Origin of the sequence: Glycomyces endophyticus (genome assembly GCF_039531525.1) — a bacterium.
GTDB classification, from domain to species: domain Bacteria; phylum Actinomycetota; class Actinomycetes; order Mycobacteriales; family Micromonosporaceae; genus Glycomyces; species Glycomyces endophyticus.
In genome coordinates this window covers 133,673-146,528 of sequence record NZ_BAAAQF010000001.1, presented here as the reverse complement: position 1 = coordinate 146,528, position 12,856 = coordinate 133,673, and the positions used below count along the sequence as shown (strand labels likewise).

General features: G+C 70.4%; 13 protein-coding genes. 8 read left to right on the top strand and 5 right to left on the bottom strand.

The window, feature by feature from the left end:
- Positions 1–118: 118 nt before the first annotated feature.
- On the bottom strand, positions 119–349 hold the full coding sequence (locus ABD419_RS00695) for a hypothetical protein (protein WP_344480482.1): 231 nt from the start codon (positions 347–349) through the stop codon (positions 119–121).
- A 77-nt stretch (positions 350–426) separates the two neighbouring features.
- Positions 427–1,272: an SDR family oxidoreductase gene (locus ABD419_RS00690; protein WP_344480479.1), complete on the bottom strand. Its 846-nt coding sequence runs from the start codon at positions 1,270–1,272 to the stop codon at positions 427–429.
- A gap of 198 nt (positions 1,273–1,470) precedes the next feature.
- Between ABD419_RS00690 and ABD419_RS00685 the strand changes: the two genes are divergently transcribed.
- On the top strand, positions 1,471–1,650 hold the full coding sequence (locus ABD419_RS00685; RefSeq protein WP_344480476.1) for a hypothetical protein: 180 nt from the start codon (positions 1,471–1,473) through the stop codon (positions 1,648–1,650).
- Between the two features lie 40 nt (positions 1,651–1,690).
- On the top strand, positions 1,691–2,248 hold the full coding sequence (locus ABD419_RS00680) for a hemerythrin domain-containing protein (RefSeq protein ID WP_344480473.1): 558 nt from the start codon (positions 1,691–1,693) through the stop codon (positions 2,246–2,248).
- A 43-nt stretch (positions 2,249–2,291) separates the two neighbouring features.
- Here ABD419_RS00680 and ABD419_RS00675 read toward each other — a convergent pair whose 3' ends face one another.
- Complete coding sequence (locus ABD419_RS00675) at positions 2,292–3,509, bottom strand: zinc-dependent alcohol dehydrogenase (RefSeq protein ID WP_344480470.1); 1,218 nt, start codon at positions 3,507–3,509, stop codon at positions 2,292–2,294.
- A gap of 196 nt (positions 3,510–3,705) precedes the next feature.
- Here ABD419_RS00675 and ABD419_RS00670 point away from each other — a divergent pair, with 196 nt between their 5' ends.
- Both ABD419_RS00670 and ABD419_RS00665 read left to right on the top strand, forming a co-directional pair.
- The gene (locus ABD419_RS00670; protein WP_344480467.1) at positions 3,706–5,811 is read left to right on the top strand and encodes a catalase; all 2,106 of its coding nucleotides are present in this window, start codon (positions 3,706–3,708) and stop codon (positions 5,809–5,811) included.
- A gap of 330 nt (positions 5,812–6,141) precedes the next feature.
- Positions 6,142–6,735, top strand: a complete 594-nt coding sequence (locus ABD419_RS00665) for a GNAT family N-acetyltransferase (protein WP_344480464.1) — start codon at positions 6,142–6,144, stop codon at positions 6,733–6,735.
- Positions 6,736–6,813: 78 nt separating this feature from the next.
- Here ABD419_RS00665 and ABD419_RS00660 read toward each other — a convergent pair whose 3' ends face one another.
- Positions 6,814–7,632, bottom strand: a complete 819-nt coding sequence (locus ABD419_RS00660; RefSeq protein WP_344480461.1) for an SDR family oxidoreductase — start codon at positions 7,630–7,632, stop codon at positions 6,814–6,816.
- A 103-nt stretch (positions 7,633–7,735) separates the two neighbouring features.
- Between ABD419_RS00660 and ABD419_RS00655 the strand changes: the two genes are divergently transcribed.
- Positions 7,736–8,695 carry a helix-turn-helix transcriptional regulator gene (locus ABD419_RS00655; protein ID WP_344480458.1) on the top strand — a complete coding sequence of 320 codons (960 nt, stop codon included), beginning with the start codon at positions 7,736–7,738 and terminating at the stop codon, positions 8,693–8,695.
- Between the two features lie 38 nt (positions 8,696–8,733).
- Here ABD419_RS00655 and ABD419_RS00650 read toward each other — a convergent pair whose 3' ends face one another.
- The gene (locus tag ABD419_RS00650) at positions 8,734–9,282 is read right to left on the bottom strand and encodes a VOC family protein (protein WP_344480455.1); all 549 of its coding nucleotides are present in this window, start codon (positions 9,280–9,282) and stop codon (positions 8,734–8,736) included.
- A 385-nt stretch (positions 9,283–9,667) separates the two neighbouring features.
- On the opposite strand from ABD419_RS00650, the gene ABD419_RS00645 reads away from it, so the two are divergent.
- Genes ABD419_RS00645 through ABD419_RS00635 form a run of 3 tightly spaced genes read left to right on the top strand, consistent with a single transcriptional unit; the run spans position 9,668 to position 12,819 of the window.
- Entirely contained in the window at positions 9,668–11,509 is a 1,842-nt protein-coding gene (locus ABD419_RS00645; protein WP_344480452.1) for a choice-of-anchor M domain-containing protein, read from the top strand.
- Positions 11,510–11,551: 42 nt separating this feature from the next.
- Complete coding sequence (locus tag ABD419_RS00640) at positions 11,552–12,196, top strand: choice-of-anchor M domain-containing protein (protein WP_344480449.1); 645 nt, start codon at positions 11,552–11,554, stop codon at positions 12,194–12,196.
- Positions 12,197–12,198: 2 nt separating this feature from the next.
- Positions 12,199–12,819, top strand: coding sequence for a choice-of-anchor M domain-containing protein (locus ABD419_RS00635; RefSeq protein WP_344480446.1), 621 nt, complete (start codon positions 12,199–12,201; stop codon positions 12,817–12,819).
- Positions 12,820–12,856: the final 37 nt, after the last annotated feature.

Genomic DNA, 12,856 nt, shown 5'->3' with positions numbered 1-12,856 from the left:
CCGCGAGCAGCTGCGCCGGGCCGTGGGTCTCGAGGACGACGAGAGCGCATGAACACCAACAGAAGCAGAGCGCCCGCAGTCCCCACTTCGGGACTGCGGGCGCCGCCGTGCTCGTCGGTCAGGCGCTCAGGCGCCCGGCGAGGAGTGCCTTGCCCTCCTCGGCGCCCTTCTGGCTGGCGGCCTGCGCGCGCTGGAAGAACGCGGCCAGTTCGCTGTCGCCGGCCCGCTCGGCGTCGGCGATGTACGTCTCCAGCCGGAGCGTGTTGCTCAGACACGCCTCCGTGAACCAGATGATGTTGTAGTCCTTGTCGGCAGTGCCCGTCACGTGACCGGTCTCGTCGCCGCCCATAAGCCCCCCTTTGGGTTGTTTGATAGCGATGTGGAGCAACGAGTACCCCTCGAATCGGGAGCGACACGTCCCGCCGGTCAGCCGGGCATGGTCTCGCCGCCGAGCGGGGCGAGCACCTCGCCCGAGTAGAACGAGGACAGGCGGTTCGACGCGAAGAACACGTACGACGGCGCGATCTCGTCGGGTTCGGCGGCCCGGCCCATGGGCGTGTGCTCGCCGAAGGACGCCACATGGTCCGCGGGCAGCGTCGCGGGGATGAGCGGCGTCCACACCGGACCGGGGGCGACGCAGTTGACGCGGATCTTGCGGTCGGCGAGCGCCTGGGCCATCGAGTAGGTCCAGGCGATGACCGCGCCCTTGGTCGCGGAGTAGTCGATGAGGGTCTTGTTGCCGCGCAGGCCGTTCACCGACGCGGTGTTGACGATCGAGTCGCCCTCCCCCATGTGCGCGAGCGCCGCCGAGGTGACCCGGAAGAAGCTCGTGACGTTGACGTCGAAGGTCCGCGTCCACTGCTCGTCGGTGATCTCCTCGGGCCGGTCCGCCGGTGTCTGCGTGGCGATGTTGTTGACGAGGAGGTCGAGCCCGCCGAGCGCCTCGACCGTCCCGTCGACGGCCTTCTGGCACTGCTCGGCCGATCCGAGGTCGCCGGGCAGCACCGCGCAGGTGCGGCCCTCGGCCTCCACCAGCTCGGCCGTGTGCCTGGCGTCGTCGTGCTCCTCGAGGTAGGCGATGGCGACGTCGGCGCCCTCTTTGGCGAACGCGACCGCCACGGCCCGCCCGATGCCGGAGTCCCCGCCGGTGACGAGCGCCTTGCGGCCTTCCAAGAGGCCGCGGCCCTCGTAGCCCTCCATCGAGTCGCGCGGCCGCGGCCGCATGGCCTCGGTCCGTCCGGGCGGCTCCTGCTGCTGCTTCGGCTTCCCCATCGTTCCGTCCCCCTCAGAAGGTGGCGGCCCCGCGGGAGCGGGGCCGTGCGAACGCTGGAGTACCCGCGTTCAAGGCGCGTACTCACCGGGTCGGGGCCTGCAGGATCGCAGATCGACCGGGCGATACGGCCTCAGCGAGGAGCGATTGCTTATTCGGATCGCGGCAGGGTATTCCCGGATCGAGCGAAGCAGGCTCTCATGATCGATGTTCTCGCAGTGCACGCCGGCGGCGGCGTCATGCCGCCCCCGCCCGCGCCCGGCGAGCCGGTGCCCGACCCGTTGGACCCGGACCCGTCCGGACCTGACGAGCCGCGCGAGCCCGACCCGCGGGAGCCGACCCGCCCGCACCCGGACGGCTCGGTCTCCCCACAGCCCTGATCGCGACCAGACCTGACACCGAAAGTAGAGGAGAGCGCACATGCCCAACGACGTCGTCGACCTGATCATGGCCGACCACCGCGAGTTCGAGCGCCTGTTGGACCAGCTCCGGCACCACCCCGAGACCCGGCCGCTGGCGGTGCCGGTGCTGGCGGCGATCCTGACGGCCCACAGCCGCGCCGAGGAGGCCGAGGTCTATCCGGTCGCCACATCGGAAGCCGGTGAGTCGCATGAGGTCGAGCACTCCCAGGAGGAGCACGAGCATGCCGAGCTGCTGCTCGTCAAACTCATCGAGACCGACCCCGAGTCTGCGAAGTTCGAGGACGTCCTCAAGGAGCTGGCCGACTCGGTGACCCACCACCTCGAGGAAGAGGAGGCCACGGTCCTGCCGGGTATGAGAACCCGCCTCGACGACGCCCGCCGCGCTGAACTCGGGGCCGCGTTCACCGCCGCCCGCGCCGAGCATCTGGGCGATCGGCCCGGCGAGGCCACCCGCAAGGAGCTGGAGACGCAGGCGCGCAACCTGAACATGACCGGCGCTTCGGACATGAACAAGGCCCGCCTTGAGCGCGAGCTCAAGAAGCGAGCGAAGTCCTGACCCGGCGGCGCGGCCGGTACCGGTGACGCCCGCGCACCTGCGGTCACTCTTCGGCGACGTCGAGGACGGTCTTGAGCCAGCCGTCCTCGCGGCGGTCGAAGGATTCGTAAGCGGCGATCGCGCTCATGGGCGGCTCGTGCCGCGTGATGAACGCCGTCGGGTCGACCGTTCCGGTGTGGACCAGGTCGAGAAGGTCGGGGATGTACCTGCGGTGGTTGCAGTTCCCCATCTTGACCGTGAGGTTCTTGTTCATCGCGTCGCCGATCGGGAAGCTGCTGAACCCGCCCGGGTAGACCCCGATGACGCCGATGCTCCCGGCCTTCGCGACCGATTCGACAGCCCATTGCAGGGCGAGACTCGGTGCGTCACCCGGCACCCACAGGTCCCCGTCGGGAGCGGCGTCGGGCGCAGCGGCTCGGACTTCCCGCTCGAACTGCTCGGCCTTCTCGGCGACCTGCTCCGCGGCAGGTCCGGCCTTGGGGCGCTGGGCGTCGACGCCGACGGCCTCGATGACCCGGTCGACGCCGATGCCGCCGGTCAGGTCCTTGACGGTCGCGACGGGATCCTCAATGTTGCAGTCGATCGTCTCGGCGTGCTGCTCACGCGCCTTGTCCAGGCGGGAGCCGATGCCGTCGACGACGAGGATCCGCCCGGCGCCCTGGCGCTTGGCCGAGGCGATCGCGAACTGGCCCGCGACCCCGGCGCCGAGCACCAGGACGGTGTCGCCGCGGCTCACCTCGGCGAGTTTCGCGCCGAACCACGCGGTGGGGAAGATGTCCGAGAGCAGGATGGCCTGGTCGTCGCTGACGGCGTCGGGAATGGGGACCAGGCCCGTCATCGCGTAGGGGACGCGCGCGTACTCGGCCTGAAGGCCGTCGACCGGCCCGGTCGACTTGGGGCCGCCGAAGAAGCACGTGCCTGCGGCGGGTCCGTTCGGATTCGCGGTGTCGCACTGGGCGTAGTAGCCGGCGCGGCAGTACGAGCAGGTGCCGCAGCCGACGGTCGAGGGGATGACGACCCGGTCGCCGGGCCGGAGGCCGCGGACGGCGGCGCCGACCTCCTCGACGGCGCCGACCGCCTCGTGGCCGAGGATGGTGCCCTCGACCATGTCGGGAAGCGTCCCGCGCACCATGTGCAGGTCGGTGCCGCAGATGGCGCTGCGGGTGATCCGCACGATCGCGTCGGTCGGCTCCTGGATCTTCGGATCGGGCACCTCGTCGAGCCGGATGTCCCCGACCCCGTGCCACACCACTGCCTTCATCGCGTCCCCTCACGCTCTGATCGCTCTGCCGCTTTCGCCGGGTCCTCGCCCGGCACGGCCGAATACCCGCCGCAATGCCGTTCATTCGCCGTGCGCCGAACGACTTGACTGAATTATCGTCCTTGAGCGGCAATCGCCGTTTGATGATGATTTCGGTGGGTAGGGTGCTGCGCGAGACCACGCGAAGGGAACCGCAATGACCGACGAGTCCGCACGCGACCGCAAAGACCTCCAACTCGACCAGGACCGCGTCGCCGACGGCGGCGAGGCACTGACGACCCAGCAGGGCGTCAAGGTCCACCACACCGACGACTCCCTGAAGGCCGGCGGGCGCGGCCCGACCCTGATGGAGGACTTCCACGTCAGGGAGAAGATCACCCACTTCGACCACGAGCGCATCCCCGAGCGAGTCGTGCACGCCCGCGGCGCCGGCGCCTACGGCGAGTTCCAGCCCTACGACGACCGGCTGAGCGAGTTCACGACCGCGTCGTTCCTGACCGACCCGAACGAGACCACGCCGGTGTTCGTGCGCTTCTCCACCGTCGCCGGCTCGCGCGGCTCGGCCGACACGCCCCGCGACGTGCGCGGGTTCGCCACGAAGTTCTACACCCGCGAAGGCAACTACGACCTGGTGGGCAACAACTTCCCCGTCTTCTTCATCCAGGACGGGGCCAAGTTCCCCGACTTCGTGCACGCGGTCAAACCCGAACCGAGGAACGAGATCCCGCAGGCCGCCTCCGCGCACGACACCCTGTGGGACTTCGTGTCCCTCCAACCCGAGACCTTGCACGCGATCATGTGGCTCATGTCCGACCGGGCGCTGCCGCGCTCGTACCGGATGATGCAGGGCTTCGGCGTCCACACGTTCCGGCTCGTCGACGCGAACGGCCGCGGCACCTTCGTGAAGTTCCACTGGACCCCCGCGCTCGGCACGCACTCGCTGGTGTGGGACGAGGCCCAGAAGGTCTCCGGCGCCGACCCCGACTTCAACCGGCGCGACCTGTGGGACGCGATCGAGGCCGGCGACCACGCCGAATGGGAGCTGGGCGTGCAACTGGTGCCCGAGGAGGACGAGTTCGCGTTCGACTTCGACCTCCTCGACGCCACCAAACTCATCCCCGAGGAGCAGGTGCCGGTGCGCCCGGTGGGAAAGCTGGTCCTGAACCGGAACCCGGACAACTTCTTCGCCGAGACCGAGCAGATCGCCTTCCACACCGCGAACGTGGTCCCCGGCATCGACTTCACCAACGACCCGCTCCTCCAGGCCCGCAACTTCTCCTACCTCGACACCCAGCTCATCCGCCTCGGCGGCCCCAACTTCGCGCACCTGCCGGTCAACCGGCCCGTCGCCGAGGTCCACAACGACCAGCGCGACGGTTACGGCCAGCACCGGATCCACACCTCCGGGACCTCCTACAACAAGAACACGATCTCCGGGAACGACCCCGTACCGGGCGCCGAGGGCTCATACCGCCACTACACCGAGAAAGTGGAGGGCGCCAAGATCCGGGAGCGGTCGGAGTCCTTCAAGGACTTCTACAGCCAGGCGACCCTGTTCTGGAACTCCATGAGCGAGGTCGAGGCCGAGCACATCGTCGCCGCGTTCCGCTTCGAACTCGGCAAAGTGACCGACAAGGACATCCGCGCCCGCGTCGTCGACCAGCTCCGCTGGATCGACCTGGGGCTCGCACAGCGCGTCGCCGACGGCGTCGGGGTGCCGGCACCGGGCGAGGGCGCCGACAACCACGGCCGCACCTCGCCGGCCCTGTCGCAGCTGACCGCGCCCGTGCGCGCCGTCGCCACCCGCAAGGTCGCGGTGCTCGCCGCCGACGGCGTCGACGGGGCCGGGGTGACCAGCCTCGTCGCCGACCTGCGCCGCCGCGGCGCGGTGCCGGAGGTCGTGGGGCTCGTTGACGGCACCGTGCGGTCCGCGGACGGAGAGGACGTGGCCGTCGACCGGGCCCTGCCCACGATGGCCTCGGTCCTGTACGACGCCGTAGCCGTCCCCGGCGGGGCCGACAGCGTGGCCGCGCTGAGCCGCGACGGGCGCGCGCTCCACTTCGTCGCCGAGGCGTACAAGCACGGGAAGGCGCTGGCGGCCTTCGGCACCGGCGCGGAGATGCTGGAGACCGCGCGCATCGACGCCGAGATCGCTCAGGGGACCGAACCGGTCGAGGACCACGGCGTCGTCACCACCGCCGCAGACGGCGGCCAGCTGCCGGAAGCGTTCCTCGACGCCTTCGCCGAAGCGATCGCCGCCCACCGCGCCTGGGACCGGCCCACCAGCGGCATCGCAGCCTGACCGGCACCTACGCGGCTCGCATGATCGAGCCGAAGCAGGGTAAGTGGGGGAGGGGATTCACCTCGCTGGGGCACCCGCGCTTCGCTGAGTGGGCGCGGCCCCGCCACGGGGGAATCCAGGGCGGGAGAACCGGCCGGGCTCATCACGGGCCCGGCCGGAGCCGTTCCATCGACCAGTCCCGCGCTCGTTCAGACCTCGGCGACGCGAGGGCGCGTACCTTCAATCGGTGCTCTCGACAGGATCGCACCGTCCGCTCGACCGACCCCAAGATGGACGATGCAGGGTTTCGCGCCCGTACCCTTGACGTCAGCCGACCAGAGGGAGGGAACCATGTCGTTCAGAACGATGGACGTGAGTGCCCCCGAGAGCGTTGCGACAGATGACTTCATCCTCCGACCGATCGTGGCCGCTGATGCCGAGCTGGACTACGCGGCGGTCATGGAGAGCAGGGATTACCTGCGCGGTTGGGAGCAGACGGGATGGCCCGCAGAGGACTTCACCGTCGAAGCCAATCGCGTCGACTTGGAGAAGATGGAGCGATGGCACGCCGATCGCGACGGTTTCTCTTACACGGTGATGAACCCGGCCGAGACGGAGTGTCTCGGCTGTGTCTATCTCAGGTCGACCAACGCGCCTACGTACGCCGGGGGGAGCATCACTCCGGTCGGCGACCGTCGGTGGGACGAGTACGAAGCGGCCGTCTCCTTCTGGGTTCGCAGGTCGCGACTCGGAACGGCGACCGACCGCGCGCTGCTCGACGTGCTTCGGACATGGCTGGCGGAGGACTGGACCTTCCAAGGCCATCTCTTCGTCACCAGCGAACTGTTCGTTCAACAGGTCGACCTGATCGAACACACCGATCTCCAACTGCGTTTCACGATCGAAGCACCCGACAAACCGGGCCGGTACCTGGCCTACGAGTAGACGAGCGAGTCGACAGCAGCCGCACGATGCACCGGCTCCCGCCGTTGTCGCGTCGCCGGTCACTCGGCACTGGGTTCATCAGGCGCGGAAGCGGTCGGCGTGTTCGGCCGCCCATTGGGCGAAGGTGCGGGCCGGGTGCTTGGTGACGGCTTGGACGGTGTCGTGGACGTCGCCGGCCTGTGCGGGCGGGTTGGTCGCGAGCTGGATGCCGAACTCGACGTAGTCCTGCGGGTAGCCCAGACCGCGCAGGCGCTCTCGCTCCTGATCCTCGGTCAGGTGGACGTAGGTGATGTCACGGCCGAGCGCTTCGGCGAGCAGGCGCACCCGCTCTTTCGGGGTGAGCGCTTCGGGCCCGGTCAGGTGGTAGGTCCGGCCTGCGTGGCCGTCCTCGGTCAAGGCGGTTGCCGCGACAGCGGCGATGTCCGCCTCGTGCACCACCGCGCTCGCGAACGTCGCGAGGGTGCTCACGGTGCCGCTGTCTTCGACTTCCGGGGCCCATTCCAGGGCGCCGGACATGAACTCGACGGGTGCCAGCAGCGTCCACCCGATCGCGGAGGCGCGCAACGCCGACTCGACCGAGGTCGGTGCCCAGCCGCTGAGCACCGACACCCGCTCCACCCCCGACTCGGCGGCCAGGGCGACGAGCTCTCGCCCGTTGGACAGGTCCGCGCCGTCGTCGCCGCCGAAGGTGATCAGATGCGCGGCCGTCGCGCCCGCGAATGCCGGGCGCAGGCTCGCGACATCGGTCAGGTCGCCCTCGACGACCTCCACTCCGGGCGCGAAACGGGCCCGCGAGGCGTCGCGCGTCAGCGCCCGCACCCGATGCCCCGCCCCGGACAGCTGCTCCACGAGATGGCGTCCGACCGTGCCGGTCGCCCCGGTGACGAGAATGGTCATGATGCTCCTTGTGCCGACGGAAACCGGTCCTGGCGGACCGGCCCGGCCAGCGTAGAAGCGAACCAGGACCGTTCCTGTCCTCGTTGTGCGGCAGGATCAGACCATGTCCGACACGACCGGCCGCGCGCTCGCACTGCTGAACCTGCTGCAGACCCACCGCCACTGGCCCGCGCCCGAACTGTCCGGGCGCCTGGGCGTCACGGTCAGGACCGTGCGCCGCGACGTCGAGCGCCTGCGCGACCTCGGCTACCGCATCGACTCCACCACCGGCGCCCACGGCGGCTACCGCCTCGAAGCGGGCGCGTCGATGCCGCCGCTGCTGCTGTCCGACGAGGAGGCCGTCACCATCGCCGTCGGCCTGCGCCTGGTCGCCGCCGGGCGCCTGCGGCGCGGCGCCGAGTCCGCGCTGTCGGTCCTGGCCAAGCTCGAACAGGTCCTCCCCCCTCGACTGCGCCGCCGCGTCAGCGCCCTCGCCCCCGCGCAGCGGCACCCGCCCGGGACCGGCGGGGTCGCCACCGAGGTGCTCACCGACCTCGCGCTGGCATGCCGCGACCGCGAACGCGTGCGCCTGGCATATACGCCCTCCGGAGGCGGACGACAGGAGCGCCGAGTCGAGCCGCACGCGCTCGTCCCGGCCGCCGGGCACTGGTACCTGGTGTGCTGGGACCTCCATCGCGCCGACTGGCGGACCTTCCGCGTCGACCGCGTGCGCGAGGTCGAGCATCTCCGCGTCGCCTTCGCCCCCCGGGAGCTGCCGCCCGAGCGGGTCGACGCGCTCATCACCGTCTCCCGCACCTGGGGCCCGCGCTCCCGGGACGCGGTCGCGGTCATCGACATGCCGCTCGCCGAGTTCACCGCTGCGTTCGGCGAGTGGGCCCAGGGCGCGCAGGCCGACGGCCCCGAGCGCACCCGCTGGCCGGTCGGGGGCGAGAGCGCCCGCGACATCGCCTACGGCCTCTCCTGGCTCCCGGCCGGTACCTCGTACCGGGTCGAGATCGCCGAGGGCGACCGCGCCGAGCTCCGGGAGTCGCTGCAGCGCATGCTCGCGGCACTGGACCGGTGACCTGAGGAGTCTGACGGGCCAGTGCCGCGAGCCGGCCGTCAGGCGGTGCGGGGGTCGGTGAGGCCGCGCATCGCCTCGTTCAGGCTGGTGTTGATGTACTCCAGTTCGGGCGTGGTGAAGCTGCTCCAGTCCGCGGCCTCCTCGCCGTCGGCCTGCCAGTCGCCCGCCGTGTCGGCCGACCAGTCCTGCGCGGCTTCAGGTGCGTGCTGGTACACCCACCACAGGTTCGCCGCGGGGTCCTGGAACCGGGCGAGGGTGTCGCCGAAGAAGTCGGTCGGCCGGGTGAGCACGCGCCCGCCGAGCTTCTCGGCGCGGTCGAGCACCGCCGCGACGTCGTCGACGTAGATGCGGGTGAGCGCGGGCGTGAACGGCCAGTCGGGCTTGCGGTCGGCCACGGTGAGCAGCGAGTCGCCGATGCGCAGCTCGGCGTGGAGGATGAGCCCGTCGGTGTCCAGAGTGCGGGCCTCGGGGACGTCCTCGGCCCCGAACACCTCGATCAGGAACGCGATCAGCGCGGCGGCGCCATCGGCCACGATGAACGGGTTCACCGTGTTCGAGCCGGCCGGGACAGGAGGCGTTGCGGTCATTGCTGGTCCTTTCTCACGGAACATGACACCGCCATGATCATGCCGAACCAGGACCGATCCCGTCCGCGTTCACCGATTCACGCCGATCTGATCGGCGGTGGTCATGCCGTGGGCCCCGACGAGACGGCCCGATCCGTTCCGCGCCCCTGCCGACCCTCCGACGCGGAAGGTCGGCAGGGGCGCTTCGCATATCGTCCGACCTCGATGCGTTGCCGAGTGTGCATATGCGCATCTGCTTGGTATTCAACGTCACTGACGTGTCTTCAGTGCCCTGGCCTGCATCAGGGCCGCCGACGAGAGAATCGGGGCCGAAGAGGACTCGCAAATGACAACGGTTTTCGTTAGCATGAGATCACTGCGTCCCCCCGACCCAACGAGGATCTCGATGACTCCCGCCCGCAACCGCTTCGCGCTCGCCGCCGCGGCCCTCCTGCTGCCGCTGGCGTGGCCCGCCGCCGCGGCCGCGGCGCCTTCCCCGGACCCGGTCGTCCTGTCGGTCGGCCACGTCGACGCCATGCAGGCCTACATGAACGGCGACAGCCTCGACCTGCGCGTCAAGGACGACACCGGCGCCTCCGTCCGCTACCACGACCCCGCCGACGTGGTGCTCCAAGTCCTCCCCGAAGCCGAGTACCCGATCCCCGCCGGGGACACCTGGAGCTTCCTCGGCGAAGCGGGCGACCCGATGTGGATGCTGCCGCTCACTCAGGACCCCGGGCTCCTGTGGCCCGGCTGGAGCTCCGAACCGCTCGCGCGAGGCCAGTTCCAGGGCGACAGGCTCTCCATGGAGCTCGTTGAGGTCGACGGTCCCGGCGACGTGGTGCTCTGGTCCCTCTCCAGCTTCGGCCAGCCGACGCTTTACGCCTCCACCCGCGACGGGCTCCCCGACACGATCTCGGTGAACGTCCCCGCGCACGTCCACTCCTACTGGGCCTTCACCGCCGAGGGCGCCTACACCCTCACGTGGAGCGTCAGCGGCACGCTCGCCGACGGGACCCCGGTCTCGACCGAAGCCGTCGACTACCACTGGCACGTGGGCGAGATGTCCGACCCGGATCCCGATCCGGACCCCGATCCCGGCCCGCCTGACGAGTCCGACCTCGAGGGCCGCCTCGTGCTCGACGAAGGCCACGTCGACGTCCTCTCCCTCGCCCTCGAGGACGGCGAGTTCGCGCTGAACTCCAAGGACGACACCCGCCTCCACGACCCGTCCGCCGTCATCCGCGACCCCGACGACGTCGTCTTCCATGCCACCCCCGAGTCCGAGACCATCCTGAGCGACAACTTCGCGAACCCCGGCTACAGCGAGGTCGGCGCACCCGGCGACACCCGCTGGTTCCTGCCCGACGTCCAGGAGCAGGGCGTGCTCTTCGCCGGCTGGGACACCAACGGCGTGCCGAACGGCGCCCTCGAAGGCGACGCCCTCGACCTGACGCTCACCGACTACGCCGGCCCCGGCGACCTCGTGATGCTCACCGTGGACGACTTCGGCGACGCCGCCGTCGAGATCGACTCCGAAGACGCGCTGCCGCAGACGATCGCCACCCGGTCGCGCACCCACGCGCACATCAACTGGTACTTCAGCGAACCCGGCATCTACCGGCTCACCTGGCAGGCGACCGCCACCACCGCCGCCGGCGACCCGATCGAGTCCGAGCCCCGCGACTACCTCTTCCTCGTCGGCGAATGGCCCGGCACCGACCCGGACCCCGATCCCGACCCCGACCCCGACCCGGTCCTGGAGCACACCCAGACCATCACCGCCGAAGTGGACGCCGACGCCGGCGGCCTGGTCCTCAGCGTCGACCCCGACGACCGCACCGTCGCACTCCCGGCGATGACCCTCAGCCCCGACGCGACCCGCTGGACCACCGAAGGCGAACTGCGCCCGGTCACCGTCACCGACACGCGCTCGGCCGATCCCGGCTGGAACGCCGTCGGCCAGGTCTCCGCGTTCTCCTCCGGCGACCACGAGTACGCCGGCTCGCACCTCGGCTGGATCCCCGGCCTCACCTCCGCCGGCGCCTCCCAGTCGGTCGCCCCCGGGCCCGGCGTCGACGGACTTCTCGACGGCGGCCCCGGACTGGCGACCTCGCAGCTCCTCGCCTCCGCCCCCTCCGGCTCGGGCAACGGCACCGCCGTGCTCGGGGCCGACCTGATCCTCGGACTGCCGACCGATGTCGAGTCCGGTACCTACACCGCGCTCGTCACCTTCACCGCGATCTGAGCCACCCGAGATCCACAACCCACCCGAAAGGACCCCCACACGATGCGAACCATCGCGAAGCGCTCCGCCGCGACCGCACTCGCCGCCACTGCGGCAGTGCTCGCCGTCGCCGCCCCCGCCACCGCCCAGAACACCTCCTTCGACATCGTCGACGAAGGCCACGTCGACGTCTTCGGCGTCGCCTACGAGGACGGCGCGCTCGACCTCCACATCCACGACGACGAGGCGGGCGTCGAGCGCGACCCCGGCTCGACGGCCCTGCGGGTCAACCCGGCCGCCCAGACCACCGTCCCCGCCGGATACGACTTCCTCGGCGAGACCGGCGACGACGTCTGGATCCTCCCGGACACCAACGTCGAAGGACTCCTGTTCGCCGGCTGGGCCTCCGAGGAGGTGCCCGACGGCGTGTTCGTCGACGACACGCTCACGCTCACCGTCCACGACGCCTGGGGCGACGTCGACCTCTACACCGTCGACGACTTCGGCGATCCGACCGTCCTCTTCGATTCCGACCAGGGCCCCGGATCCTGGGACATCGGCACGGGCGGCCACGGTCACCTGAACTGGGCCTTCGGTGAGGCCGGCGGCTGGTACAAGCTCACCGTCGAGGCCGAGGGCGTCCTCGAGTCCACCAACCAGACCGTCTCGACCGGCGAGGTCGACTACTGGTTCTACGTGGCGTGCTGACCATGAGGGCCGACACTATCAAGGCCGGCGCCGTCGTCGGCGCCGTCGCGGCCCTGGCCTTCGCGGGCCAGGCGCACGCCGCGACCATAAGCTCCGGGCACGTCGACGCGCTCTCGTTCACCTACGACCCGGTCGCGAACGAGCTCGGCATCGAAGTCCTCGACCACAGCGGGCCCACCGTCTACGACCCCGCGAACGTCGACTTCGACGTCCACTCCGGGCACCTCGTCAACCGCCCGAGCGCCACCCCGTGCCGCTTCGACGCGGGGGACAACTGGGTCATCCCGCGCCTGGAGTCCAGCGGCCTGCTGTGGGCCGGCTGGTCCACCGAGGAGCTCGACCTCGACGACTTCGGCGGTGAACTCCACGCCGAGCTCACCGACGCGGTCGTCCCCTCCGGCGGGAACGTCGCGATCTACGACGCGCCCACCAACACGCTTCGGTTCCACACGAACTCGGCGTGCAACGCCTCCGGCACCGACATCACCGAGTCCCACCACCACGCGACGTGGGTGTTCACCGAACCGGGGACGTACGAACTCACGTTCCAGGTGACCGGCACGCACACCACCGACGGACCCGTCACCTCCGACGAGCACACCTACACGTTCGACGTCGGCTAGCACGTTTCTCCTCCCCATGAAGGGGCGGCCCCGACCG

Bases quoted from the DNA above. Each gene is read 5' to 3' on its own strand.
- ABD419_RS00695 (WP_344480482.1), bottom strand. From the start codon at position 349: ATGGGCGGCGACGAGACCGGTCACGTGACGGGCACTGCCGACAAGGAC.
- ABD419_RS00690 (WP_344480479.1), bottom strand. From the start codon at position 1,272: ATGGGGAAGCCGAAGCAGCAGCAGGAGCCGCCCGGACGGACCGAGGCC.
- ABD419_RS00685 (WP_344480476.1), top strand. From the start codon at position 1,471: ATGATCGATGTTCTCGCAGTGCACGCCGGCGGCGGCGTCATGCCGCCC.
- ABD419_RS00680 (WP_344480473.1), top strand. From the start codon at position 1,691: ATGCCCAACGACGTCGTCGACCTGATCATGGCCGACCACCGCGAGTTC.
- ABD419_RS00675 (WP_344480470.1), bottom strand. From the start codon at position 3,509: ATGAAGGCAGTGGTGTGGCACGGGGTCGGGGACATCCGGCTCGACGAG.
- ABD419_RS00670 (WP_344480467.1), top strand. From the start codon at position 3,706: ATGACCGACGAGTCCGCACGCGACCGCAAAGACCTCCAACTCGACCAG.
- ABD419_RS00665 (WP_344480464.1), top strand. From the start codon at position 6,142: ATGTCGTTCAGAACGATGGACGTGAGTGCCCCCGAGAGCGTTGCGACA.
- ABD419_RS00660 (WP_344480461.1), bottom strand. From the start codon at position 7,632: ATGACCATTCTCGTCACCGGGGCGACCGGCACGGTCGGACGCCATCTC.
- ABD419_RS00655 (WP_344480458.1), top strand. From the start codon at position 7,736: ATGTCCGACACGACCGGCCGCGCGCTCGCACTGCTGAACCTGCTGCAG.
- ABD419_RS00650 (WP_344480455.1), bottom strand. From the start codon at position 9,282: ATGACCGCAACGCCTCCTGTCCCGGCCGGCTCGAACACGGTGAACCCG.
- ABD419_RS00645 (WP_344480452.1), top strand. From the start codon at position 9,668: ATGACTCCCGCCCGCAACCGCTTCGCGCTCGCCGCCGCGGCCCTCCTG.
- ABD419_RS00640 (WP_344480449.1), top strand. From the start codon at position 11,552: ATGCGAACCATCGCGAAGCGCTCCGCCGCGACCGCACTCGCCGCCACT.
- ABD419_RS00635 (WP_344480446.1), top strand. From the start codon at position 12,199: ATGAGGGCCGACACTATCAAGGCCGGCGCCGTCGTCGGCGCCGTCGCG.